The 25,230-nt window shown below is 68.4% G+C and carries 27 protein-coding genes and 1 pseudogene; 27 read left to right on the top strand and 1 reads right to left on the bottom strand.

The features are described 5' to 3' along the window. Positions 1-121: 121 nt before the first annotated feature. On the bottom strand, positions 122-1,507 hold the full coding sequence (gene dgt, locus VF632_RS23150; RefSeq protein ID WP_331025308.1) for a dGTP triphosphohydrolase: 1,386 nt from the start codon (positions 1,505-1,507) through the stop codon (positions 122-124). A gap of 318 nt (positions 1,508-1,825) precedes the next feature. Here dgt and VF632_RS23155 point away from each other — a divergent pair, with 318 nt between their 5' ends. From VF632_RS23155 to cysS, 27 genes and pseudogenes are all read left to right on the top strand, one after another. Beyond that, positions 1,826-3,325: an aldehyde dehydrogenase family protein gene (locus VF632_RS23155; RefSeq protein WP_331025309.1), complete on the top strand. Its 1,500-nt coding sequence runs from the start codon at positions 1,826-1,828 to the stop codon at positions 3,323-3,325. A 254-nt stretch (positions 3,326-3,579) separates the two neighbouring features. Next, positions 3,580-4,521 carry an SDR family NAD(P)-dependent oxidoreductase gene (locus VF632_RS23160; protein WP_331025310.1) on the top strand — a complete coding sequence of 314 codons (942 nt, stop codon included), beginning with the start codon at positions 3,580-3,582 and terminating at the stop codon, positions 4,519-4,521. Positions 4,522-4,529: 8 nt separating this feature from the next. After that, positions 4,530-5,159 (top strand): hypothetical protein, encoded by a 630-nt coding sequence (locus tag VF632_RS23165; protein WP_331025311.1) that lies wholly within the window; start codon positions 4,530-4,532, stop codon positions 5,157-5,159. 143 nt (positions 5,160-5,302) lie between these two features. Next, positions 5,303-6,316: an isocitrate/isopropylmalate dehydrogenase family protein gene (locus VF632_RS23170; protein ID WP_331025312.1), complete on the top strand. Its 1,014-nt coding sequence runs from the start codon at positions 5,303-5,305 to the stop codon at positions 6,314-6,316. Further along, a complete protein-coding gene (locus tag VF632_RS23175; RefSeq protein WP_331025313.1) occupies positions 6,316-6,660 on the top strand; it encodes a hypothetical protein in 345 nt (114 codons plus the stop codon). The genes VF632_RS23170 and VF632_RS23175 overlap by 1 nt, the downstream gene beginning before the upstream one ends. Then, positions 6,660-6,884 carry a hypothetical protein gene (locus VF632_RS23180; protein ID WP_331025314.1) on the top strand — a complete coding sequence of 75 codons (225 nt, stop codon included), beginning with the start codon at positions 6,660-6,662 and terminating at the stop codon, positions 6,882-6,884. Before VF632_RS23175 ends, VF632_RS23180 begins: the two co-directional genes overlap by 1 nt. A 98-nt stretch (positions 6,885-6,982) precedes the next feature. Then, entirely contained in the window at positions 6,983-7,795 is an 813-nt protein-coding gene (gene thiM, locus VF632_RS23185; protein WP_331025315.1) for a hydroxyethylthiazole kinase, read from the top strand. 160 nt (positions 7,796-7,955) lie between these two features. Continuing rightward, positions 7,956-8,189, top strand: coding sequence for a hypothetical protein (locus tag VF632_RS23190; RefSeq protein WP_331025316.1), 234 nt, complete (start codon positions 7,956-7,958; stop codon positions 8,187-8,189). Beyond that, a complete protein-coding gene (locus VF632_RS23195) occupies positions 8,179-8,598 on the top strand; it encodes a PIN domain-containing protein (protein ID WP_331025317.1) in 420 nt (139 codons plus the stop codon). Before VF632_RS23190 ends, VF632_RS23195 begins: the two co-directional genes overlap by 11 nt. Before the next feature lie 100 nt (positions 8,599-8,698). Then, positions 8,699-9,379: a hypothetical protein gene (locus VF632_RS23200; RefSeq protein WP_331025318.1), complete on the top strand. Its 681-nt coding sequence runs from the start codon at positions 8,699-8,701 to the stop codon at positions 9,377-9,379. A 220-nt stretch (positions 9,380-9,599) separates the two neighbouring features. Continuing rightward, on the top strand, positions 9,600-10,271 hold the full coding sequence (locus tag VF632_RS23205) for a histidine kinase dimerization/phospho-acceptor domain-containing protein (RefSeq protein ID WP_331025319.1): 672 nt from the start codon (positions 9,600-9,602) through the stop codon (positions 10,269-10,271). A gap of 107 nt (positions 10,272-10,378) precedes the next feature. Beyond that, positions 10,379-11,743 (top strand): sigma-54 dependent transcriptional regulator, encoded by a 1,365-nt coding sequence (locus VF632_RS23210; protein ID WP_331025320.1) that lies wholly within the window; start codon positions 10,379-10,381, stop codon positions 11,741-11,743. A 125-nt stretch (positions 11,744-11,868) separates the two neighbouring features. Continuing rightward, positions 11,869-12,000: pseudogene (locus VF632_RS28120) on the top strand (DUF2283 domain-containing protein); the annotation flags it as partial. Between the two features lie 141 nt (positions 12,001-12,141). Next, positions 12,142-12,384, top strand: coding sequence for a DUF433 domain-containing protein (locus tag VF632_RS28125; protein WP_349264032.1), 243 nt, complete (start codon positions 12,142-12,144; stop codon positions 12,382-12,384). Positions 12,385-12,413: 29 nt separating this feature from the next. Further along, entirely contained in the window at positions 12,414-12,644 is a 231-nt protein-coding gene (locus tag VF632_RS23220) for a hypothetical protein (RefSeq protein ID WP_331025322.1), read from the top strand. Positions 12,645-12,720: 76 nt separating this feature from the next. Then, positions 12,721-14,316 (top strand): helicase HerA-like domain-containing protein, encoded by a 1,596-nt coding sequence (locus VF632_RS23225; protein ID WP_331025323.1) that lies wholly within the window; start codon positions 12,721-12,723, stop codon positions 14,314-14,316. Positions 14,317-14,544: 228 nt separating this feature from the next. Next, positions 14,545-14,940: a response regulator gene (locus tag VF632_RS23230; RefSeq protein WP_331025324.1), complete on the top strand. Its 396-nt coding sequence runs from the start codon at positions 14,545-14,547 to the stop codon at positions 14,938-14,940. 18 nt (positions 14,941-14,958) lie between these two features. Further along, a complete protein-coding gene (locus VF632_RS23235; protein ID WP_331025325.1) occupies positions 14,959-15,396 on the top strand; it encodes a YtxH domain-containing protein in 438 nt (145 codons plus the stop codon). A 32-nt stretch (positions 15,397-15,428) separates the two neighbouring features. Next, positions 15,429-16,370 (top strand): YihY/virulence factor BrkB family protein, encoded by a 942-nt coding sequence (locus VF632_RS23240; RefSeq protein WP_331025326.1) that lies wholly within the window; start codon positions 15,429-15,431, stop codon positions 16,368-16,370. After that, positions 16,367-16,996: a L,D-transpeptidase gene (locus VF632_RS23245; RefSeq protein ID WP_331025327.1), complete on the top strand. Its 630-nt coding sequence runs from the start codon at positions 16,367-16,369 to the stop codon at positions 16,994-16,996. The genes VF632_RS23240 and VF632_RS23245 overlap by 4 nt, the downstream gene beginning before the upstream one ends. Before the next feature lie 29 nt (positions 16,997-17,025). Further along, on the top strand, positions 17,026-17,490 hold the full coding sequence (gene smpB, locus VF632_RS23250) for an SsrA-binding protein SmpB (protein WP_331025328.1): 465 nt from the start codon (positions 17,026-17,028) through the stop codon (positions 17,488-17,490). Positions 17,491-17,510: 20 nt separating this feature from the next. Then, the gene (locus tag VF632_RS23255) at positions 17,511-18,689 is read left to right on the top strand and encodes an N-acetylmuramoyl-L-alanine amidase family protein (RefSeq protein ID WP_331025329.1); all 1,179 of its coding nucleotides are present in this window, start codon (positions 17,511-17,513) and stop codon (positions 18,687-18,689) included. A gap of 53 nt (positions 18,690-18,742) precedes the next feature. Continuing rightward, positions 18,743-20,155 carry an FAD/NAD(P)-binding protein gene (locus tag VF632_RS23260; RefSeq protein ID WP_331025330.1) on the top strand — a complete coding sequence of 471 codons (1,413 nt, stop codon included), beginning with the start codon at positions 18,743-18,745 and terminating at the stop codon, positions 20,153-20,155. An 82-nt stretch (positions 20,156-20,237) separates the two neighbouring features. After that, positions 20,238-20,957: an orotidine-5'-phosphate decarboxylase gene (gene pyrF, locus VF632_RS23265; RefSeq protein ID WP_331025331.1), complete on the top strand. Its 720-nt coding sequence runs from the start codon at positions 20,238-20,240 to the stop codon at positions 20,955-20,957. Next, positions 20,958-21,407 carry a hypothetical protein gene (locus VF632_RS23270; RefSeq protein WP_331025332.1) on the top strand — a complete coding sequence of 150 codons (450 nt, stop codon included), beginning with the start codon at positions 20,958-20,960 and terminating at the stop codon, positions 21,405-21,407. It begins immediately after the preceding gene. Positions 21,408-22,498: 1,091 nt separating this feature from the next. Continuing rightward, on the top strand, positions 22,499-23,476 hold the full coding sequence (locus tag VF632_RS23275) for a mechanosensitive ion channel family protein (RefSeq protein WP_331025333.1): 978 nt from the start codon (positions 22,499-22,501) through the stop codon (positions 23,474-23,476). A 93-nt stretch (positions 23,477-23,569) separates the two neighbouring features. Next, on the top strand, positions 23,570-25,015 hold the full coding sequence (cysS, locus tag VF632_RS23280) for a cysteine--tRNA ligase (RefSeq protein WP_331025334.1): 1,446 nt from the start codon (positions 23,570-23,572) through the stop codon (positions 25,013-25,015). The last annotated feature ends 215 nt before the right edge of the window (positions 25,016-25,230 follow it).

Raw genomic sequence — 25,230 nt, forward strand, 5'->3', positions numbered from 1 at the left:
GAAGTCCCGGGGGATCGCTGCCCTGGAAAACTTGTCTCGCACGACGGCTTCTCGCGGCCTGCGGAAAAGAGCCGGTCCCCCCAGTTCCGAGATCATAACGAGCGGGTGCCCACGCGAGCGATCAGGGGTAACCGGGGAGCGAAATGCCATTGAGAATGCGGAACAGCCAGATGGCATGTTTGTCCGTCATCCCCGACACGAATTCCACGATCCCCATGATGGTCTCGTGTATCGATGCTGCTCTGTGACCTTGTGCGTCTTTGGCAGGCCGATATTCCGGTGGGACGTTCTGGGCGATTTTTTGTCCCAGGGTGGTGCCGGATTCGTTCAGGATCGCCTGCAGCAAAGCGTCCAGCAGGCCAGGCAATACCTTGTATCCCGCGGCCTCGATCTGCACAACCATCGGAGCCAGGTAAAGCCGCTCGGCTGTAAGGGTGGTGAGTTGTTGGAGATCGCTCATCGACTCGATGGACTCGAGCAAGGGCGCGTCATACTCCGCGGTCATGATGTCGGTTTCATTCTTGCAGAATTCCGCGGCGCATTGATAGATGAGGCTGTTCATGGCCTTGGCGCGCAAATACCCGATCGTTTCGACCGGAGCCGTGATCTGGGCCAAGTCCCGACTGATTTCATTCTTCGGAAAGTGCGTTTCTGCGATTCGGCGGAGAATCGGCATGATTTCATCCCGCGCCATGAGGTTCATCTTCAAACCGTCTTCCGCATCCGCTACTTTGTAGCAGATGTCATCCGCCGCTTCTACCAGGAATGCAAGCGGATGTCGATACCAGCAGTCGTCGCTCCCCGGTTTCGAGAGATGAAGCTGCTCGGCGATATTGCGAAAATCCCGCAGCTCGGAGCGGAACACTCCGAATTTTTTCTGGCTCGCCCTGCGGTGGTCTACGGTTTTGAGGTGTGACACACGCGGGTACTTCGCAAAAGCGGCCAGGGTCGTGTACGTGAGGCGTTCGCCGCCAAGCATCGATGTCTTCGCCGGCTTGCTGTGGCATAGCATCCGTAGCGCCATTGCGTTTCCTTCGAAGCACGTAAAGTCCGAGCGTTCCTCCTGCGTCATCCCTTTCATGTATGCTGCCCCATCGCCATGTTCGAAGAAGCCGGCGATCGCCGCCTCTCCGGAATGACCGAACGGAGGATTGCCGATGTCGTGGGCGAGACACGCGGAACTGACGACGGAAGAGAAAAGTTCAACTGGCTGGCCGATCTGACGCGCCACGATCCCGCCGAGGTATCTGCCGACGCACGAACTCTCGATGCTATGCGTGAGGCGGTTATGAACGACATCGTTTTCAGGGATGGGGAAAACCTGGGTCTTACCCTGTAGCCGTCTGAACGCGCGGGAAAAGGCGATGCGATCGAAGTCCCGTTGGTACTCGTTTCGCGCCGAATCATCAGACCACTCGGGGTGGGTTTCGCAACCCAGGCGTGTGCAATTCAGCAGTTGGTCCCATGTAACGTCACGCAGCTTCGGGGATTTCTGACCAGGGCGCATTCGGTATTCTCCGGAGTGCGTGATGCTCAAGGCGCATCGCAGGATGATACCTTTCCAGTCATCTTGCTGCAAGTGGACATAGGGGCGTCCCACGGTACGCCGCAGCACCTGCCACCCGAGGTCCTGGACTGGAAGTCGACCCGGTCCACGTCCCCCCACGGAGCAGGCTACAGAAGCGGGTGAGGCCACAAGTTCAACGGGTCCCTGGGAGTCGCGGCACCCACTTCCGTTGCCCCTGACCCGCGGAGCGTTAGATTGGGCGGCTTCCAGCACCCGGCTCGCAGGCAGCCGCTCAACCCGTTCCACGCGATCACCAGCATGGCGGAACAGCACAAGAACTTCATCGGCGGCCAGTGGGTGGAGCCGTCTTCGGGCGATTACTTCGAGAACCGCAACCCCGCGAAGCAGTCGGACCTGATCGGCCTGTTCCCGCGCAGCACGCGCGAGGACCTGGACCGCGCCGTCCGCGCCGCCAAGTCGGGCTTCGAGGAGTGGCGCCGCACCCCGGCGCCCGCGCGCGGCGACGTGCTGCGCAAGGTGGGCGACCTGCTGAGCACGCGGAAGGACGAGATCGCCCGGGCCGCCACGCGCGAGATGGGCAAGACGCTCACGGAGACGCGCGGTGACGTGCAGGAGGGCATCGACACGGCCTACTACGCCGGCGTGGAGGGCCGCCGCCTCTTCGGCCACACGGTGCCCTCGGAACTGCGCAACAAGTGGGCGATGAGCTACCGCCGCCCCATCGGCGTGTGCGGACTGATCACGCCCTTCAACTTTCCGCTGGCCATCCCCACGTGGAAGATGTTCCCGGCGCTGGTGTGCGGGAACAGCGTGATCATCAAGCCGGCCGAGGACACGCCGCACACGGTGCAGCTGCTCGTCGAGGTGCTGGAGGAGGCCGGCATTCCCGCGGGTGTCGTGAACCTGGTGCACGGCCTGGGCGAGGAGATCGGCGCGGCCATCGTGGAGCACCCCGACATCCCGGTGATCTCGTTCACGGGGTCGACGGACATCGGCTCCATCATCGGCCAGACGTGCGGGCGCATGCACAAGCGCCTGTCGCTGGAGATGGGCGGCAAGAACGCGCAGATCGTGATGGACGACGCCGAGCTGGACCTGGCGCTGGAAGGCGTGCTGTGGGGCGCGTTCGGCACCACGGGGCAGCGGTGCACGGCTACGTCGCGCCTGCTGCTTCACGACCGGATTCATGACCAGCTGCTGGAGCGGCTGATCGAGCGCGCGAAGAAGCTGAAGCTGGGCTACGGCCTGGACGAGGGCGTGGACGTGGGCCCGCTGATCCACGAGGCCTCGCGCACCAAGGTGCAGGAGTACGTGGAGATCGGGAAGACGGAGGGCACGCTCGTGCTGGGCGGCGAGGTCCCGACGGGCAACGGCCTGGACGACGGGTTCTTCTTCCAGCCGACCATCTTCACCGACATCAAGCCCGGCTCGCGGATGGCGACGGAGGAGATCTTCGGGCCGGTGCTGTCGGTGATCCGCTTCTCGGACCTGGACGAGGCGATCCACATTAACAACGAGGTGAAGTACGGCCTCAGCTCGTCGCTCTACACGCGCGACACCGTCTCGGCGTTCCGTGCGTTCCAGGAGATGGACAACGGCATCACCTACGTCAACGCGCCCACCATCGGCGCCGAGGCGCACCTTCCGTTCGGTGGCGTGAAGCAGACCGGCAACGGCCACCGCGAGGGCGGCTGGGAAGTGTACGAGTTCTACTCCGAGACCAAGGTCTGCTACCTGGACTACTCCGGGAAGCTGCAGCGCGCGCAGATCGACAACTACGACGCGTCGCCGTACTGACGGCAGGGGGAGTCCCTTCCCCTGACAGGATCGCCCGCCTTCGCTTCGATGCGAGGGCGGGCGATCGTCTTTGGTGCCGTGTGTGGCGGCATCTGTCTCTGGGCCGAAGTGTCCGCTCTCGGCGTGATTGCGGGACGCTGTACCCGGCGCAGATTTTGCCCGGGGCAGAGTGCCTGCGCCTTGCCCCCTGGGGTAGTGCAGGCGTAGAATCCGTACGCACTCCACGCCTTTGCACCCGCCACCCCGGTCGCCGGATGCACCCTCCCCATCCCGTCCAGGACGACCCCTACGATCCGCCGGCTCAGGCGTCGTATCCGTCACTCCCCAGCATCCCGGGCGGCATCATCCGCGTTCCCGCCGAAGCGGAGGCCGTAGACGAGTTCCTCGAGGGCCTCAACGAGGAAACGCAGCCCAAGTCGCTGAACTACGGGATGAGCATGCGCGGGCGCACCGCCATCGTCACGGGCGGCGCCTCGGGCATCGGGCGGGCGATCGCGCTGGAGTTTGCGCGGCACGGGGTGAACGTCGCCTTCAACTGGTATTCGTACGACGGCGGCGTGGGGATGGAGGAAGAGGCGGAGCAGACCGAGCGCGACCTGCGCCAGCTGGAGGTGCGCGTGCACTGCGAGCCCTGCGACGTGCGCGACTCCGACGAGGTGAACCGGTTCGTCAAGGGCGTCCAGGAAGAGTTCGGGCGGGTTCACTTCCTGGTGAACAACGCGGGGATCGCGCGCGACCGCGCGCTGTGGCGGCTGACGGACGAGCAGTGGAGCTCGGTGCTCGACACCAACCTGACGGGCGCGTTCCACATGATCCGGGCGCTGGCGCCCACCTTTCGCCGCCACCACGACGGCAAGATCGTCAACGTGTCGTCGGTGCACGGCATCCGCAGCGAGTTCGGCCTGGCCAACTACAGCGCCTCCAAGGCGGGGCTGCTGGGCCTCACCCGCTCGGCCGCGCTGGAGCTGGGCCCCAGCAACGTGAACGTGAACGCCGTGGCGCCGGGGTACATCCGCACCACGCGCCTGACCAACGGCGTGCCGGCGGAAATCCTGGACACGGCCCGCGAGCGCTCCGTCCTGGGCCGCCTGGGCGATCCGCAGGACGTGGCGAACGTCGTCGTCTTTCTCTGCTCCGAGTACGCGCGCCACATCACCGGCACCGTCATTCCCGTCGACGGGGGACACCTGCTTTGATCCGATCGATGTCCGATGTTCTCCGCCGCGCCCCGGCCCGGCGGCTGGTCGCGCTCGCCGTTGCGCTCGCCCTGCCCGCGTGCGGCGGAAAGAAGCCGGCTTCCGCCGGCCCGCCGCCGCCCACCGCTGTCGCGCCGATGGACCTGGGCGGGCAGCAGGTGGTGATCCTTCCCGTGCAGCAGGCCACCGGCGTGGGCTTCAATCGAGAGCAGATCACGGCCGAGATCGTGACGGCGCTGCAGGCGCGCGACTCGGTTACGCAGTGGATCACCCCCGAGCGGCTTCGCCATCTCCTGCGTCAGTCGCCGGGGTATGCGCCCGACCCCGCCGCGCTCCCCAACGACTCCTATCAGTCCCATGGCGAGCGCCGCGTGGCCGGCGCCCTAGCGGACCCCATTCGCCGCTACGCCGCGCTCAGCCGGGCGCGGCTGGTGGTCATCACGCGAAGCGCCGTCGCGATCTCCGACAGCACGGGAACGCGCGTGCGGCTGACGGCGGCCGTGGTGGACGCGCGGACGGGGCTGCTCGTGTGGTGGGGCGACGCGGATGGGGAGCCCGCGGCCGCGGACGACCGGGCGGGGATCGTCAGCGCCGCCCAGGCGCTCGCCCGCCGCATGGTGGTGGCATACTCGCGGTGACGCGGGGCGCCCGGTAGGTTGTCACGGCGAGCGCGTCCGGCACGGGTCCGGGGGCGCTCGCATCCGTCTTGCACGGCACGCAAGGCCGTGATCGCATTCAGGGGAACGCACGCGGGCCGCGGGCCCGCCATACCGAGCAGCAGATGCCGCAGATCGTTACGCTGATCCCGGGCGACGGGATCGGGCCGGACATCACCCAGGCCGTGGTGCGGGTGATAGAGGCCACCGGGGCCGACATCCAGTGGGACCGCCGCGACGCCGGCGTGAGCGCCATCGAAAAGCACACCACGCCCATTCCCCAGGAAACGCTGGACTCCATCCGCACGAACCGGGTGGCGCTCAAGGGGCCGCTGACCACCCCCGTGGGTGTGGGCTTCCGCTCCATCAACGTGGCGCTGCGCAAGGAGTTCGACCTGTACGCCAACGTTCGCCCCGCATACACCATCGTGCGCGGCGGGCGGTACGAGGGCGTGGACATCGTCCTGATCCGCGAAAACACCGAGGGGCTGTACAGTGGCGTCGAGCACTACGTAGGCATCGGCGGCGACCCCCGCGCGGCCGCGGAGAGCGTGATGCTGGTCACCCGCTTCGGCGTGGAGCGCATCCTTCGCTACGCCTTCGAGTACGCGCTGAAGAACGGGCGCAAGAAGGTGACGCTGGCCCACAAGGCCAACATCCTCAAGTACACGCAGGGCCTCTTCCTGGACGTGGGCCGCGAGATGGCCAAGGAGTACGAGGGCCGCGTGCAGTTCGAGGACCGCATCATCGACGCGGCGGCCATGATGCTGGTCATGGATCCGGACAAGTTCGACGTGATCGTCTGCGAGAACATGTTCGGCGACATCCTGTCGGACCTGATCGCGGGCCTCGTCGGCGGGCTGGGGATGGCGCCGGGCGCCAACATCGGTAAGGACGCCGCGATCTTCGAGGCGGTGCACGGCTCCGCGCCCGACATCGCGGGAAAGGGCATCGCCAACCCGCTGGCGCTGCTGCTGGCCGGTGCCATGATGCTGGACCACCTGGACATGCGCGACGAGGCCGCCCGCATCCGCAAGGCGCTGGTGGCCACAGTGGTGGAGGGCGACAGCCTGACGCCGGACCTGGGCGGCACCGGCACCACCGATTCACTGGCCGACGCCATCATCAAGCGCCTCTGATGGAAACCGCGACCCTCCCGCCCGGGCTGGAAGAGGAGTTTCCGCCCTTCATCTGCACCCAGTGCGGGCTGCCGAAGGAGGGCGAGAAGGCCGACGACGCGGGCCGCTGCGAGACGTGCCGCCAGGGGCTGATCCGGCAGTCGGGCAAGTGGGCGCTGGTGCCGGCCGTGGTGATGGGGGCGCTGTACCTGTGGATGATCATCTTCTTCGGGCTGATCGAATCGCCCGCGATGATCTTTTTTCTGGCCCTGGGGGCGGCGCTGGCATTCGTGGCGTACAAGGTGGGGCGGCGCGTAGCGTTCGACCTGCTGGTCGTCCGCGGACGCGGAATGCGGAAACGCTGATGCGCGACCTGCTGCTTTCTCCCTGGGTCAACGTGGTGGGCGCCGTGGCGGGCGGCCTGTTCCTGGGCTACGGGCTGGGCACGCTGCCGGGCGGCATCACCGCGTGGGGTGCGATGTGGACGGTGCTGGGCTTCGTGCTGCTCTGGTGGACGCTGATGGACCGCCGCAAGGCGCGCCCCGGCACTCCCAAGAGCGAGGCCGACGGCTCGCATACGATCGAATAAGGTAACGACGGTAACGACGGTCACTGCACCGCACATGAAGCCCCGCGCGGTTCGCGGGGCTTCTGCGTTTCACCCGATTTACGCACTCACGCACTCAAATGATCCAGACCGCATCGGATTCCCTGGACCCTTGGGGCGCGCTGGCCCGGCTCCGTGACGCCGGCCCGCTGGTGCACTGCATCACCAACTACGTGGCGATGGACGTCACCGCCAACGCGCTGCTGGCCATCGGCGCCTCGCCCGCGATGGTGCACGCGCGCGAGGAGGCCGCGGACTTTGCAGGCATCTCACGGGCGCTGGTGATCAACATCGGCACGCTGTCGCCGCCGTGGGTAGAGGCGATGGAGATGGCGGTGGATCGCGCCGTGGCGCTCGGCACGCCGTGGGTGCTGGACCCCGTGGGCGCCGGGGCCACGCCGTACCGCACCGGCGTCGCGGGCGACCTCGCCCGCCGCAAGCCGACGGTGATCCGGGGCAACGCGTCGGAAATCCTCACGCTGGCGGGTGAGGTGGGCGGGGCCAAGGGCGTCGACAGCACGCGCACCCCGGACGAGGCGCGCGCGGCCGCGTCGGAGCTGGCGCGCTCGCTGGGCTGCGTGATCGCCGTCACCGGTCCCGTGGACCACGTGACGGACGGCGCGCGCACGCTCTCCATCCACCACGGCCACGAGATGATGACGCGCGTCACCGCGCTGGGGTGCGCGCTGGCCGGTGTGACGGGCGCCTTTCTGGCCGTGGAGCCGGACCCGCTGCATGCCGCCGCCTACGCACTCGCCTTCTTCGGGCTGGCGGGCGAGATGGCGGCGTCCGGCTCCATCGGCCCGGGCACCCTGCGCGTCCGGCTGATGGACGCGCTCTACATCCTCGACACGCAAACCGACAAGGAGATCCGGATCGAGCCCATGGGGTGAGCGTCGAGGCAACCGATCTGTGCCGCCCGTGGCCGGTTCTGGAGGGGGCTTGCGGACGTTGCTCGGTCCGTATGTATTTGGGTCTGCAACGACGTTGCGGGCTCCCCCATTCTGGAGCTCGATACGAATCGTCGCGCTGGCCTGCACCGAGGAGAACCACATGGCAATCGAGCCTGCATACCAGGTCGACAGGAACGAGGATGAGATCGTCGTTCGGCTCCGCCGGAACGAGGTGAACGAGGCGCGGGTCTCGCGATTCCTCTCCTACCTGGAACTGGCATCGATCCGCGACCGCAGTCGGCTAACCGCCGAAGCTGCAGCCGAACTCGCGGACGAGGTCGACCAAGCCGTCTGGAAGAAAAACCGCGATCGTCTCTCCGGCCATGGACCTTGACGAGGCGCCGGTCGTCACGGACACGAATGTGATCTTCTCGGCCTTGCTGCGTCGTGAAGGACGGTTCTTGGAGATCCTCTTCGAATCGGAGCACAGCTTCCACATCTGTGAAAGCGTCCTCAGCGAATTGTTTCGGCTGAAGGAGAAGATCGCGCGTACGAGTGAGCTCGACGAAGACACCCTCGCTCGCCTGTATCACGAGATCATCTCCCTCCTGAGCATCCATAAGGAAGCACGAATCGCGGCGGTACATTGGGATCAGGCACGTGCGTTGTGCGACGGAGTCGATCCCGCGGACGCTCCTCACGTCGCACTGACGCTCGATCTGGATGGTGTGCTTTGGACCGGTGACAAGCGTCTACGTGCCGGATTGCGGCTGAAGGGGTTCGACCGCTTCTTCGTGCCCTGAGCAGATGCAGCGCGTTCGATCTCTCCATGCGTGCCGTACCGGTAGGTGGAACAGGCGTTGCGAGCGCAGAAACCGGCCTTTCAAGAAGGAGAGAGATCGTATGCGCTACGACGAGGGCTACGGCCGCGGATACGGGCGGCACGACGGCTGGGAGTACCGCATGCCCCCCGGTGGTCGGGGCTACGACCGGGGATACCGCCAGGCCGGCGGCCCGTGGAATGGCGAGCGGCCCTGGGTGGGCGGCTACCGCGAGGGCTACCAGGGCGGAAGCGGCGGCTACCCCATCGGTGGCGGCCCGCGCTACCTGGATGATAACGGTGGACGCGCGGACCACGAGCACGGGTACCGCCGCCCGCGGGGGCAGCAGGGCGGGGGCGGGCGCGACGGCACCTACTTCTTCCGTGGCCGTGCGGGCTACGGCGGCGATTTCCACGCCGGCTCGGGCGGCCACGGGACCTACGACGACCCGAGGAGCGGCACTGGCTTCAGCGGACGGGGCGGGTACGCCCGCGACTTCGGCGGGCGGGGCGGCGGATACGGGCGGGACTTCGGGGCGCGGGGCGGCTACGGGGGCGACTTCAACGTGACCAACCGCGGTCGCAACGACGAACACGGCGCCCGGCGCGAGTTCCAGAACGAGGGGCGCCCCGAGGGCGATCACCCGCGGTACAGCCCGGTCGGCGGCACGTGGAGGCCGATGGGCGGCTCGTACCTGGCGCGGCCCGATCCGCGCGACGTAGAGGACGTTCGCTGGACCAGCGAGACCACCCGCTGGTTCTGATCGGTGGGGATGAAGGAGGCGCCGGGGTTCGGCGCCTTCTTCGCGTTCCGGGGTGCGGATCGGCGGCGGGCGTGGGAACGAATCGTGCTCTGTCCACCGCCCGCGCGCCCCTCCGGGCCTGCGTTCCAAGCTTTCGCGCGCCCGCCGTCCCTGGACGGCGGCGGCTTTCCGGCCGTGTTCTGGCCAGCCCGGAGCGTTCAAATCGACGGCAGTCACTCACGTGAGCGAAACCATTCGCACCGACACCTCCGGAGCCATCGCGGTGGCCGACCCTCTCGCCGTTCGGGCCAACAAGCTCGAGCTCCTGGAGCGCCTGGCCGACGCGCTGGCCCACGAGATCAAGAACCCGCTGCACTCCATGGTCATCAACCTGGAAGTGCTGAAGCGGAAGCTTGGCCGCATTCCCGGCGGCGACGAGGTGCTGCGCTACACCAACGTGCTGGGCGAAGAGCTGGACCGGGTGAGCCGCCGCGTGGAACTCCTGCTGCGCCTTTCCCGCCCCGACCGCGGCAGCGAAGAAATCACCCTCACCGAGCTGGTGGAAGAGGTGATGGAGCTGGTGCAGCTGGAGGCGCGGCACAGGGAGGCCCGGGTGGAGTACAATACGGAGGGAGCCATGGCCCGCGTGCGCGTGGGACGTCAGCCCGCCCGGCAGATCATCCTGAACCTGGTGCTCGACGCGCTCGAGGCGCTGCCCAGCGGCGAAACCCTTCACGTCACCGTGCGTGGCGAAGACGGGCGTTCCACGCTGACCATCCAGGCGTCCACGGCGCCGGGCGCCACGCAGGGCGACCGCACCGGAGTGGCGTCGCTGCTGGCCGAAAGCGTCGGCGGGCAGGTCTGGGCGCAGGACGGCAAGCGCACGTTCGTCCTGCCGTCGGGCCGGGCCTGAAACACGGGCTACCTCGTTCCATCCCAAGCGGTTGACCACACACGCCACCGGTCGGTATCTTGAAACGTTCCATACAAGTTGCGATTCCATCCCGACGACCCACGGGTATGCCTGAAAAGATCCTGGTTGCCGACGACGAACGCCACATCGCCGAGGGGCTGCAGATGCTCCTTGCCGACGAGGGCTACGAAGTCGACACCGCCACGGACGGCAACGCGGCCTGGAAGCTGGTTCAGGAAAACGCCTACGGCGTAGTGCTGGCGGACCTGCGCATGCCGCAGGTTGATGGGCTGGAGCTGTTCGGGCGCATGCGCAAGGCCGGCATCCCGTCGGAGATGATCATCATCACCGGCGAGGGCTCCGTCGACACGGCCAAGGAGGCCATGCGTGAAGGGGCTTACGACTATCTCGAAAAGCCGCTGAAGATCGACCGCCTCAAGGAGCTGATCCCCAAAGCGCTCGAGAAGTTCCAGGTGAAGCAGGCCAACAAGCAGCTCGAGGAGCGCCTGGCCAACCTCACCCGGTTCGTGGACCTGATCGGCCAGTCCGAGGAGATGCGGTCCATCTACTCGACCATCGAGGCGGCGGCGCCCACCACGGCCAGCATGCTCATCGTGGGCGAGAGCGGCACCGGCAAGGAGCTGGTGGCGCGCGCCATCCATGAAAAGAGCAACCGGGCCAAGGGGCCGTTCATCGCCATCAACTGCGCCGCGTTCCCCCGGGAAATCCTGGAGAACGAGCTGTTCGGCCACGAGAAGGGCGCGTTCACCGGGGCCATCAACGAAAAGCAGGGCTGCTTCGAGCTTGCGGACGGCGGAACGCTGTTCCTGGACGAGGTGGCCGAGATGGAGCCCGACATCCAGGTGAAGTTCCTGCGCGCGCTGGAGCAGCGGTCGTTCCGGCGCTTGGGCGGCAAGAAGGAGATCCACGTGGACATCCGCGTGGTTTCCGCCACCAACAAGCAGATCGGCAAGGCCATCGACGACGGCAAGCTGCGCGAGGACCTGTACCACCGCCTGGCCGTCATCCCGCTCTTCCTGCCGCCGCTCCGCGAGCGCCGCGGCGACGTGCGGCTGCTGGCGGAAAGCTTCCTGCGTCGCTTCTCGGAAGAGAACGGCAAGAAGCAGCTGAAGAGCTTCTCGCCCGAGGCGCTGGAGTTCATCAACGCGTACCGCTGGCCGGGCAACGTCCGCGAGCTGAAGAACGCCGTGGAGCGTGCGGTGATCTTTGCCCGCACGGAAGAGATCACGCTGGGCGACCTGCGGGCGCACGAGCTGATCGGCTCGGAGGACCGCGAGGTGCGCGTTCCCGTGGGCACCTCGCTTCAGCAGGCGGAGCGCACGCTGGTGCTCAAGACCTTTTCCTTCGTCGAGGGCGACCACAACCGGGCCGCCTCGATGCTGGGAATCGAGGAAGACGAGCTTCGCAACCGCCTGAACCAGCTGGTCGCGGGCGAAACCGTCCCGGCCTGACCGGCACCTCGCCCTACGTACGCGAACGGCCGCGCACCGACCCAGTCGGTGCGCGGCTTTTCTGTGCCGTCCGTGGCGGGAGATATGGCTTGGACCACAGTGGATCGGACCGTAGCTTTCTCCTCATGACTACCGTCCATTACGATCCGCTCAGCGACGCGCTCTACATCGCGTTCCTCCGGGGCCGCAACGCCATCGGGATTGAGTTGAGCGACAACGTGCTCCTTCGGATCGACCAGTCAGAGGTAGTCGGGCTGACGCTCTTCAACTCCTCGTTTCTTGGGCAGCAGGAGGAGCTGGATACGCTCCGCTTTCCGCTCACCGGGTTCGCGGAACTGGATGCGGATCTGTATGAGCTCGCACGCGAGGTGATGCGGGAATCCAATAAGGCCATGGGCATGATCCCCGGAGGCGTGATCACCGTTGATCCCGGCATCCTGGGCGGAACTCCCGTTTTCACCGGTACCCGCGTCCCGGTGGACAGCTTGTGGGCTCACCTCGAGGCAGGTGACAGCCTGGATGATTTCCTCGACGGATTTCCCGGCGTCTCCCGCGAACAGGCGAAGCAGTGCTGCGCACGCGTGTGCGCTGGGTGTGTTCGCCCGAGTCTTGCTAGAGCATCTGCGCTCGATCAGCAGTGACGCGGGCCACGTTGAATGAGGGTGAATCGATGGCGATGATGGACGAGTTGGTGCAGCAGATCGCGACGCGGACGGGACTGCCGCAGGACAAGGCGATGCAGGCGGCGCAGGCCGCCATCGAGTTCCTGGACGGCCGCCTTCCGCCTCCCATCGGTGGCAACTTGAAGCGCCTGACCGGCGAGGGTGGTGGCACCGGCGGTGGTGGCATCCCCGACCTGGGCGACGTGGCTGGCAAGCTGGGCGGCATGTTCGGCCGATGAACCCTGCGCGGCCGGTCCGGGTATCCGGGCCGGCCGTTTCCCACAGCGATCCACCTCTCGCCTGGCGCACGACTCAATGAATTCCGACGTCCTGAACGCGGCCCGCACGGCCTTTCCCGCATCCACCGGAACCATCACCCTTGGCGCCGTGGTGCACGAGGGTGCCTGCGCGCCGGAGCCGCTGGTGTCGCTGCCCCTGTCGATGATGAACCGCCACGGGCTGATCGCCGGGGCCACGGGCACGGGCAAGACCAAGTCGCTGCAGCTGATCGCCGAGCAGCTGTCGAACGCCGGCGTCCCCGTCTTCCTTTCCGACGTGAAGGGCGACCTGAGTGGCATCGGCGTCCCGGGCGAGGCGGGCGATCGCGTGAAGCAGCGTGCCTCCGACACCGGCTACGCCTGGCAGCCCGCGGGGATGCCGGTGGAGTACCTGAGCCTTTCGGGGAAGCTGGGCGCGCAGCTGCGGGCCACCGTGTCTTCCTTCGGCCCGCTGCTGCTGGCCAAGGTGCTGGGCCTGAACGAAACGCAGTCCAGCGTGCTGACCCTGGTCTTCAAGTACTGCGACGACAAAGGCCTGCTGCTGCTGGATTTGTCGGACCTGCGCGCGGCGCTCCGCTACCTGTCGGAAGAGGGCGCCGACGAGCTGAAGGAGTACGGCGGGATGTCGAAGCAGACCGTGGGCGTGCTGCTTCGCGAACTGGTGGAGCTGGAGGCGCAGGACGCCGAGCGGTTCTTCGGCGAGCCGGAGTTCGATCTGGACGACCTGCTGAAGACGGCGCCGGACGGGCGCGGGATCGTGAGCGTGCTGGAACTGCAGGACGTGCAGGAAACGCCCGCGCTGTTCAGCACCTTCATGCTGTGGATGCTCGCCACGCTGTACCACACCCTTCCGGAGATGGGCGACGTTGCCCAGCCCAAGCTGGTGTTCTTCTTCGACGAGGCGCACCTGCTGTTCGACGGCGCCAGCAAGGCGCTGGTGGACCAGGTGGAGCAGGTGGTGCGGCTGATCCGCTCCAAGGGCGTAGGCGTGTTCTTCATCACCCAGAACCCGCGCGACGTGCCGCCCGAAATCCTGGGCCAGCTGGGCCACCGCGTTCAGCACGCCCTGCGCGCCTTTACCCCGGACGACGAAAAGGCGCTGAAGTCCGCCGCGCGCACGTTTCCGAAGACGACGTTCTACGACGTGGAGGAAACGCTGACCACGCTGGGCATCGGCGAGGCGCTAGTCACGACGCTGTCCCCGTCGGGCGTGCCCAGCCAGCCGTTCGCCGTGCGCATGGTGCCGCCCTCGTCGCGGATGGGCCCGCTGACCGCGGACGAGCTGCAGGCCCGCATCGGCGCCTCGGAGCAGGTGCGGAGGTACGCGCAGGAGATCGACCGTGAAAGCGCCCGCGAGATGCTGGAGGAGCGTGCGGGGCAGGCGCAGGAGGCGGAGGACGGGGCGGAGGCTGCTCCCCGGGGCTCCGGCCGGGTGCCGGACTACGACCGCGCTCCACGCACCGCCACGCGAAAGTCGTCGCGCTCGGCCGATGGCGACCCCGAGCCGCGCCGGGGTCGCAAGGAGCGCGGGACGGTGGAGCAGATCCTTCGTTCGCCCGTCGCCAAGTCTGCCGTGAACACCCTGGTCCGCGGACTGGTGGGTGCCCTGCTGGGTGGACGCAGGAGACGGTGAGCGGCGTTCAGATCAGCCCCGAGGCGGGGGAGCATACGTTTCGCCACACTTTGCAGAAGTGAGCGCAAGCCCGCGCGAACATTGGACAAAGCCGCGCGTCAGCTCGAACGCGCGGCTCCCATTTTCGGGGCCCTTTCGGTGGCATGGCGATTGCCCTTGAACACCTCCCGAGGAGCAAAGGCAGGGAGCCAGCGTCTCGGTGGGACGCCGCACCGGAGGTACCAGAGGATGGCGGCACAACGCATACTCGTCATCGAGGACGAGGCAGCCGCGCGCGAGGCGCTGAAGAGCCTGCTCGACGAGGAGGGCTACACCGTCTGCACGGCCGAAAGCGGCAGGCGCGGCCTGGAGCGGCTCGAGGACTTTCGCCCGGACACGGTGGTGTGCGACTTCTACCTCCCCGACATCGACGGGCTGCAGGTGGTGCGCGCCATCCGCTCGGCGGGCGACAGCGGGGTGCGCGTGATCATCATCACGGCCGGGTGCGGCGGCGAAGAGGCCGAGAGCACGCTGCGCCGCGAGGCCGACTTCTTCTTCCAGAAGCCGCTGGACCTGCGCCGCTTCCGCGACGTCCTGCAGGCCGAGGGCGACGCGGAGCACCACGGCGCGCTCGCGCTTCACTGACATACTCCATCGAGCGACATGCGTGAGGACCTGGGGCAGCCGCGGATCGTGATCGAGGAGCGGGGCGGGGGAGCCGGCTCCTTTCTGCTGGGCGTGCTGGTAGGCGCGGGTGCCGCGCTGCTGCTGGCGCCGCGTAGCGGGCGCGAGACCCAGCGCGAGATCCGCGGCTTCGTCACCGGGCGCGTAGACGCGGTCCGCGGCGCGGTGGATACGCGTGTCGAGCAAGCCCGGACGGCGGTGGACGAGGGGCGGTCGGCGGCCGCGCAGGCGCGCGCCGAGCTGCAGCGGCGGGTGCAAGAGGCCAAGGCCTCGTACCGCGGCGGCCAGCGCCCCGATGCCCCCCGCGCCCCGGCGCTGCAGCTGGCGGTTTCCGCGCCTCCCGTACAGGAGGTGGTGATCACCGAGGTGACCACCGAAGCCGACGTGGGAGACCTGGCGGGCGGCGAAGTTCGTTGACGGCGTGGCGCGGCCGGACCTAGCTTGGCTGCATGGCCGAACCCACCGTTCCCCCCAGTCGCGCCGCGATACTGCGAAGGGCCGCCCGTGCGGCCCTTTCGCGCGTTCTCGGCGGCTGGGCGGAGTTCGGGCGGCGGGTGTACATCAAGGCCGGCGAGGACGACATCTTCTTCCTGGCCGGCGGCATCGCCTTCAACGTGCTGGTGGCGGCCGTTCCGTTTCTGCTGATGCTCATCGCCATCTTCGGCTACGTGCTGAAGGCGGCGGTGAACGATCCGCAGCAGGCCGCGGTGGAGTACGTGCTCTCCATCCTGCCGCCCTCGCAGCGCATCGTTACGCTCACCCGTTCCCTCGTGGGCGAGGTGGTGGCGGGGCGCACTCGGTTCGGCATCCTGGGCCTGGTGCTGTTCATCTGGTCGTCCACGCGGCTGGTAGCCAGCCTTCGCTCGGTGCTCAAGCACATTTTCGACCTGCCGGAAGAGCGGCCGATCATCGCGGGGATGTTCTTCGACCTGCAGATGGTGCTGGTGGCGGGAACGCTGTTCGTGTTCAACACGGGCATCACCGTCGCCGTCGAGGCGGCGCAGGCGTACGGGGTGCGGTGGCTGGGCCTTTCGGCCTATCCCGAGGTGCAGTCGGTTCAGCGGGCGCTGGCGCGGATCCTGGCGTTCTGCTTCATCCTGCTGATGTTCGTGCTGATGTACCGCTATCTTCCCAAGCGGAAGACGCCGTGGCGCATCGCGCTGGTGGCGGCGGTGTTCACCTCGGTGTCGTGGGAGCTGCTGAAGGGGATCTTCGCGTGGTACGTCACCTACGTCAGCGACTGGCGGACGACGTACGGAACGCTGGCCTCTCTGATCCTGCTCGTGTTTTGGATATATTACTCGGCCATCGTGTTCGTGCTGGGCGGCGAAGTGGCCCAGGTGTACGACCTGATGCGCATCCGGCGCAAGCAGAGGGAGCTGTTGGAATGATCAAGTGCGTGAGTGCGTTGGGGCGTGAGTGCGGGAATGGCTTTGGCGTGGCGCTGGGGCTGGTGCTCGCCCTCGTCTTCGGCGGGGTGGAGGCCGGTGCGCAGACGCTGCCCGGGAGCCCGCTGGCCCTGGCGCACGGCGTGGAACGCGAGGGCGCGGCCCGCTATCGCGATCCCCCGGTCGGTGCCGAGGGGCGGTACATTGTGGTGTCTCTCGCCGAGCACCGGCTGTACCTGATGGAAGAGGAGCGGGTGATCTGGTCGGCGCTGGTGGGCACCGGCACGGGCACGCGGCTGGAGGGCGCGGGGCAGAAGTGGGAGTTCAGCACCCCGCGCGGCATGTTCCGCGTGCAGCGCAAGGAAAAGGACCCGCGCTGGTACGTGCCCGACTGGGCCTACCTGGAGCGCGGCGTTCCCATCCCGGACCCCGGCTCCGAGGAGCGCTGGGAAGAGGGGATGCTGGGCACCACGGCGCTGTTCCTGGGCGAGGGCATCGCGCTGCACGGCACCAACAAGCCCGAGCTGCTGGGCCAGGACGTGTCGCACGGGTGCATCCGCATGACCAACGAAGCGGCGCGCCAGTTGTACCACGAGGTAGAAGTCGGCACGCCGGTCTTCATCTACTGACGCACTAACGCTCTCACGCACTGCCCTTCATGCCAGAAGCAGCCGGCACCAAGACCGTCGTCAAGAATCGCAAGGCGCGCCACGAGTACCATATTTTGGACACGTGGGAAGCCGGCATCGCCCTGCAGGGCACCGAGGTAAAGTCGCTGCGGCAGGGGCGCGCCAACCTGCAGGACTCGTTCGCCCGGATCAACGGGGGTGAAATGTGGCTTTACAACCTCCACATCTCGCCGTACGAGCAGGGCAACCGCTTCAACCACGACCCGCTTCGCCCCCGCAAGCTGCTGATGCACCGCAACGAGCTTCGCAAGCTCGTTGGCCAGGTGGAGCAGAAGGGGCTGACGATCGTTCCGCTCGACATCCACTTTTCGCGCGGGATCGCCAAGATCAACCTGGCGCTGGTGCGCGGAAAGCAGCTTCACGACAAGCGCCAGACGCTCAAGGAACGCGACGACCAGCGCGACATGCAGCGCGCGATCAAGGGCAGCTCATGACCTTTCCCGGAGAAGCCCGCATGCGAGCGCTCCTCGTCCTGATCCTCACATTCGCCACGCTTCCCGGCTTCCTCCCCGCGCAGTCCGCCCCGTGGCGGCTGCAGGCGGGTGCCGACGTGACCTCCGTGGCCGAGGTGTCCGACGCCGGCTACCCCGCCATCCCCGTCTCTGCGCTGCTGAGTCTGGGCGCGCGCGTTTCGTACGCGGGCGGCGACATCGTCGTTCGCCTGGGCGGGCGCGAGGTGGGGCTGCGCGTGGATTCTCCCGGCGTGACGGCCGAGGGGCGCACCTTGCTGATGGGCAGCCCCGTCTACTCGCGTGGTGGCGTGGTGTACGTGCCGACGGAGTTCCTGCGCATCCTCGCTGGCGCGTCCGGCGGACTGCTTTCGGTCGATCCACAGACGCACGTCGCCCGGGTGGACGCGGCGGCGCTCGCGAGTGCCGCATCCACACCGGCTCCGGCTGCGATTCCAGCGACGCCTGCTCCCGCGCCGCCGGCTCAAACGCGCCGTCTCGTCGTGATCGACGCCGGGCACGGTGGGGTGGATCCCGGCGCCGTCGGGCCGAACGGCACGCGCGAGAAGATGGTGACGCTGGCCGTCTCCCGCCGCGTGGCCGAGCTGCTGCGTGACGATCCGCGCTTCGAGGTGCGGATGACGCGCGACCGCGACACGCTGATCGCCCTGCGCGACCGCGGCCGCTTCGCCAACCAGTGGCGTGACGAGGGACAGCCCGCGCTCTTCCTTTCCATCCACTGCAACGCCCACACGAGCCGGGCGGAGACGGGATACGAGACGTACTTCCTGTCCGAGGCGCGCACCGCCGACGCGCGGCGGGTGCAGCAGATGGAAGACGCCGCGGCGCAGTACGAGGAGCGGCCGCGGGGTACGGGGCTGGACTTCATCCTCAGCGACCTGCGCCAGAACCAGTACCTGCGCGAAAGCAGCGACTGGGCGCAGATGATCCAGAACCGGCTGCGCGAGGTGCATCCCGGCCCCAACCGCGGGGTGAAGCAGGCAGGGTTCGCGGTGCTCGTGGGCGCCTTCATGCCGGCCGTGCTGGTGGAGATCGGCTTCATCTCCAACCGCGCAGAAGAGTCGATGCTGGCGGATGCGCAGCAGCAGGAGACGATCGCGCGGCAGCTGGCGGCCGGGGTTCGCGACTTCTTCCAGGTGGCAGAGCGGCGCCAGGGCAGCTGACCCGTTCGGCCGTCGCATCCGGCCGTGCTTGAACTTTCCTAAGATCAGAGTCGATGAGCGGTACGATCGTAGTCATTGGTGGCGGCTTCAGCGGAACGCTGGTCGCCGCAAACTTGTTGCGCGCGGCCACCGGCGTGCGGGTGATCCTCGTCAACCGCTCGGGATGGATGGCGCGCGGCGTGGCGTATGGAACGCGCACGGAAGCGCACGTGCTGAACGTCCCCGCGGGTCGGATGAGCGCTTACGCCGGTGATGACGAGCACTTCCTTCGCTTCGCGCGCGAGCGCGATCCGTCCGTGACCGGCGGCACGTTCGTGGCGCGGCGGCTGTATGGCGAGTACCTGGAGGCCGTGCTCGAGGAAGCCGAGGCGGGCGCCGCCCCGGGAAGCACGCTGGAGCACCGGGTTGACCACGTGCTCGACGTGCAGCCGGACGGGACCGGCGCGCGGGTTCGGGTGGCGGGCGGCGAGACGATCGTGGCCGACCGGGTGGTGCTGGCCCTCGGCAATTTCGCGCCGGCGCATCCGCGCGTGGCGGATTCGTCGTTCTATGCCCGCAGCCCGCGTTACGTGCGCGATCCGTGGCGGCCCGGGGCCCTGAACGGCGTGGCGCCGGACTGCCCGGTGCTGCTGCTGGGCACGGGGCTCACCATGATCGACGTGCTGCTGGACCTGCGCGCGCGCGGCCACCGCGGCCCTGTCACCGCCATCTCCCGGCGCGGGCTGATGCCGCTGGCGCACCGCGAGCACACCGCCCATCCCACCCGCGAGCACCTGCCGCCAGACCTGGCGGATGGCCCCGCGACTGCCCGTGCCTACCTGCGGTCGGTGCGCAGGCACGTACGCACCGTGGCGGCGCAGGCGCTGGACTGGCGAGAGGTGATCGCCGCGCTGAGGCCGCTGACCGTGGCCCTGTGGAAGCGCCTGCCGGTGGCGGAGCGACGCCGTTTCCTGCGGCACGTGGGCGTGTACTGGGACGTGCACCGCCATCGCGCCGCTCCCCAGCTGTCCGCCCGCCTAGCGGGGCTGGTGGCGGAGGGACAGGTGCAGCCCCAGGCGGGTCGCGTGCTGGCCTATGCCGAGCGGGAGGGCGGCGTGGACGTCACCTTCCATCCGCGCGGCGCGGCGGAGCCGACGACGCTGACGGTGGGCGCGGTGATCAACTGCACGGGTCCCGCGAGCGATCCGCGCACGCTGGAAGAGCCGCTGCTGCAGGCGATGAGCGCGCGAGGGCTGCTGGCCCGCGACCCGCTGGGCCTGGGTATCGAGGTGGGCGATGGATACGCGGTGCGCGACGCGGAGGGGCGCGACTCCGAGGTCCTGTTCTACGTGGGCCCGTTCCTCAAGGCGCGCGACTGGGAGGCCACCGCCGTGCCGGAGCTGCGCGTGCACGCGGCGAAGCTGGCCGAGGTCCTGGCCACTTCGCTGAATCAGGCGGCGGCTGACCCGGCGCTCGCGTCCGCCTGACCGATCCGCGCCGCCCCGCCGTGGACCCCGCGGCGGGGCGGCGTGTACGTACGGAACCGCTTACACCCAAACGCTTTCCGCCGTGACCGCGCCGACTCCCATCATCGCCTTGGACGTGCCCTCGCGCCGCGACGCGGAAGCCTTGCTGGACCGGCTGGGTCCCGCGGCGGACTTCGTGAAGGTGGGGCTTCAGCTGTTCACGGCGGAGGGGCCGGACGTGGTGCGGGCGATGACGGGGCGCGGATGCCGGGTGTTCCTGGACCTCAAGCTTCACGACATCCCCAACACGGTGGCGCACGCGGTGGAATCCGCCGCGCGCCTGGGTGTGGACCTGCTGACGGTGCACGCATCGGGCGGCGGGGGGATGATGCGGGCCGCGCGGTCCGCCGCGGGCGAGGGTGGTCCCAAACTGTTGGGTGTCACCGTGCTGACCTCGCTCTCGGACACCGACGTGGCCGAGGCGTGGGGGCGGGATGCGCTCTCGGCCGACGCCGAGGTGGGGCGCCTGGCCCGGCTGGCGGAACGGGCGGGGATGGACGGCGTGGTCGCCTCCGTCCGCGAGCTGCCGACCGTCCGCGGCGTGACGGGGGAGGGATTCCTGGCGCTGACGCCGGGCATTCGCCTGGCGGGCGACGACGCGGGCGACCAGGCCCGGGTCGCCACCCCGGCGGAGGCTGCGCGACTGGGTGCGGACTACGTGGTGCTCGGCCGGTCCGTCATTGCCGCGGTGGACCCTGCCGGGGCGCTCGCCCGGGCGGTCCGGGAGCTGAACGAAGCCGTATCGGAAGGGATTGCGGGATAGATGAAGATCATTCGCTGGATACCGATCGCGTTCGCGCTGCTGCTGGCGCTCCTCGCGCCCCGTGCGGCCGCGGCGCAGCAGTCGCCCGCGCCCCTGCAGAACTTCGTGGGGGCCGTCGCCCGGCTGTGGGCGGACGGAAACGCCGAGGACATCGTGGCGCTGGCGGCGAACGGGCGCATCGTGCTGGACCTGGCGGGGGAAGGCCCCGGCGAGGTGCAGGAACGCAACGCCGCAGCGGCCCTGCGGCGGTTGTTCAGCGCTCGCGAAACGGTGTCTACCCGCACCACGCAGGTGGCCATCTCCGGCGGCACCCCGCTCCGCGGCTTCGGCGAGCTGACGTGGGTGGCTCGGCCTAAGGGCGTCACCGACACCGAGGCGTCCGTCGTCTACATCGGGGCCGTGTGGGACGGGCGCGCGTGGCGGCTGCGCGAACTCCGCGTGCTGCGGTAGGGGCGGTTCACGGATCGAACTCCGCTCGCGCCCTTTGGTCGGTCGACTCGCCCTGGCTCTGCTGGGGCGAATGAATTCGCGGCAACGACTGCCCGAAGTCCGCCTTCGCGGACTGCTTTTCATTGGCCGCGCTGACACGCGTCCGGGTGCGCTGCAAACTTTTGCTGCGCACCCATTTGTCATCCTGAGCCCCAGGCGCCGCACTTGCCCGCACACCGTCGTTCGCGGGGCGAAGGATCTAGCTGCGGACACGTACCAGCTTGGGCGCGGTCGCGGTCACCGTTGCGTGGGTCTCGGCTGCCGTGGGGCCCTCACCCGGCCGCGCTGACACGCGTGCCACCCTCTCCCGCAAGCGGGAGAGGGTGTACACACCGGGCTGGGGCGTGCTCCGGCAGCAAAATGGCGCACGAAAGCCTGTCATCCTGAGCCCCAGGCGCGCCACATTTCCCCGCATACCACGGCTTGCGGGGCGAAGGATCTAACCGCGGAAGCTTCTCCCTCCGGGCGCGGCAGCGGTCACCCATGCCGAGGCCGCTCCATCCCATCCGAATGTGAGGGGCCCGCCGGAACGCAATCGAATTCTCCCCCTCTCCCGCTTGCGGGAGAGGGGGCCGGGGGGAGAGGGCGGCCGAGGCATGCGCCGGAGCCGGTCGAAACGCTCCACAACTCATGAAGATAGCCCGCGACGGCACGGTACGAGTCGGCGCGCACGGGACTGACTCCCTTCCCCCGCGGGGTTTGCGGGGGAAGGGCTGGGGATGGGGGGCGGCCGAGGCATGCCCCGGAGCCGGCCGCAGCGCTCCCTGACCCGCCAGGGAAAAGCCGAGGCCAAGGTATCGGTGACCGCTGCCGCGCCCGGGCTTGTACGTGGCCGCCGCTAGATCCTTCGGCCCGCGATGGATGGTGTGAGGGCAGGTGCAGTGCGCCTGGGCCCTAGGATGACAGGGCTGGTCGCGGAGGCCGGGCATGGGCGGGGCCGCGCAGGGCGGGGGGCAGCGGCCGCCGAGGGTTGACACGCAAACCGCGCCTCGTCTACGTTCGCCTTTCCTGAGCACCCTCGTTCCCAGCCCGAACCGCAGCGCCGCGCGCCGATGATCCAGGCCGATACCGTAGCCCTGGTAGAGCTCAGCCAACTTCGCGAGCGGTGGGCCGAGCGCTTCAGCTGGGACGCGCTGGCCGCGACGGGGCTGCAGGTGCTGGGCGCGCTGGTGGTGGGTTTCCTGGCGTACGCGCTGCTCGTGCTGGTGCTGCGGCGCGTCGAACGGGCCATCGGTACCCCGACGCCGGGCGTCATCTCGGCCCAGGAGCAGCGTGCCCGCACCCTGCTGAGCCTGATGCGCAGCGTGGGCCTGGTGCTGATCGTCCTGGCCACCATCGTCATGGTGCTCGGTGCGCTGGGCGTGAACGTGGGCCCGCTGCTGGCCGGCGCCGGCGTCATCGGCCTGGCGTTCTCGTTCGGTGCGCAGTCGCTGGTGAAGGACGTGATCACCGGCCTGTTCATGCTGTTCGAGAACCAGTTCGGCGTGGGCGACGTCATCCGCATCGAGGGCGTCAGCGGCGCGGTGGAAACCATCACGCTGCGCGTGGTGACGCTGCGCGACGTGCACGGCGTCGTCCACATCGTCCCCAACGGCGAGATCAAGAAGGTCAGCAACCTCACCCGCACCTGGTCGCGGGCGGTGCTGGACGTGAGCATCGCGTACCGCGAAGACCCCGACCGCGTGATGGGCGTGCTTCGCGACATCGGCCGCGAGCTGTACGAAGATCCCCAGTGGAAGCCGCTGATGGTGGAGCCGGTGGTGGTGCCGGGGATCGAAACGTTCGGCGAGTCTGCCCTCAGCATCCGCGTGATGGCCAAGACGCTGCCGCTGAAGCAGTGGGACGTGGCGCGCGAGCTCCGGCGGCGCATCAAGCTGCGCTTCGACCGGGAGGGGATCGAGATCCCCATCCCGCACCAGACGGTGTACTGGGGCGAGGGGCAGAATCCCCCCGCCCTCGCGGCCGCGGGCGTCTCGGCGCCGGGCGACACGGACGATCCTTCCTCCACGGATGGCGACGATGGACCATAGCAGGCGATGTAGGCAGGCGGTGCGCTGAACACCGTTTCTTGCCGCGGGCGCACCGGTGCGCCCGCAATCGCCGTCCATCGAAAGACCAGAGCCATGCCGCTGACGTTCTACAATACGCTCACCCGCCGCGAAGAAGAGTTCGTCCCCCTGCAGGAAGGAAAGGTGGGGATGTACGTGTGCGGCCCCACCGTGTACGCGGCGCCGCACATCGGCAATCTGCGCACGTTCTTCTTTTCCGACATCCTGCGGAAGTACCTGGAGTACCGCGGCTACGACGTGCGCTTCGTGATGAACCTGACGGACGTCGACGACAAGACGATCCGCGGGGCGATGCAGAAGGGCGTGAAGCTGAACGACTACACGCAGCCGTTCATCGACAGCCTGTTCCGCGACTTCGAGCAGCTGGGCATCCGCCAGGCCGACGTGCACCCGCGCGCCACGCACTACGTCGATGGGATGGTCGACATCATCCGCCGGCTGGAGGAGCGCGGGCTGGCGTACGAGTCGGAGGGCTCGGTGTACTTCGACATCTCGGAGTTCGCCGGCTACGGCAAGCTGTCGAAGGTCGACGTTTCCGCCGGCCGCCGGGGCGAGCGCGTGGCCGCGGACGAGTACGACAAGGACGACGTTCGCGACTTCGTGCTGTGGAAGTCGGTGAAGCCCGAGGACGAGGAAGTCGGCGCGGTGTGGGACACGCCGTGGGGCAGGGGGCGGCCCGGGTGGCACATCGAGTGCTCGGCCATGTCGTTCGCCGAGCTGGGCGAAACGTTCGACATCCACGCGGGCGGCGTGGACCTGGTGTTTCCCCACCACGAGGACGAGATCGCCCAGTCGGAGGGCGCCACGGGCAAGGAGTTCGTGCGCTACTGGCTGCACGGCGAGTTCCTGCTGCTGGACGGCGGGAAGATGGCCAAGTCCACCGGCAACATCTTCAACCTGAGCGACCTGGTGGAGCGGGGAATCCGCCCGTCCTCCATCCGCTACCTGTTCCTGACGGCGCACTACCGCAGCAAGCTCAACTTCACCTTCGAGGGGCTGGCTTCCGCGGCCGAGGCGGTGCGCCGCATCCGCGACGCGCGCGACCGCCTGCGCGAGCACCCGGCCGCGCGCGACCCCGACCCCATGGACACGCCGTCGCTGCACACCGCCGCCGACGAGGCGCAGGCGGCGTTCACGTCAGCCATGGACCAGGACCTGAACACCAGTGTGGCGCTCGCGACGTTGCACGAACTGGTGAACCGGGTCAACGCGCGCCTGCACGAGTTGGGGACGGTCGCCATCAGCCACGCGGAGCGCGACGCGGCGCTGCGGGCGTTCGAGCGCATCGATTCCGTGTTCGGCTTCATCGCCCTCTCCGAAGCGGAGAGCGCGGTGGCGGAGGACGTGTCCGCATGGGTGGAGGAGCGGATCGCGGCGCGGCAGGCGGCCCGCAAGGCGCGCGACTTCGCCCAGGCCGACGCCATCCGCGACGAGATCGTCGCGCGCGGCATCGTGCTCGAAGACACGCCGCAGGGCCCGCGCTGGCGTGTGGACGCGTGATGAGTGCGTGAGTGCGTGAGTGCGTGAGTGCGTGAGTGCGTGAGTGCGTGAGTGCGTGAGTGCGTGAGCGGCGTCCGGAGTGTCATCCTGAAGGAGCGGCCACGCCCAACCCGTGGCCGCTCCAAACTGTGCAGCGACTGAAGGATCCGCCACACACTCCGCGCCGAGCGCCGGCAGCAGGTTAAACCTAAATGCCCCGAACGCCCCCGCCCCGA

Origin of the sequence: Longimicrobium sp. (genome assembly GCF_036388275.1) — a bacterium.
In the GTDB taxonomy this organism is placed as follows: domain Bacteria; phylum Gemmatimonadota; class Gemmatimonadetes; order Longimicrobiales; family Longimicrobiaceae; genus Longimicrobium.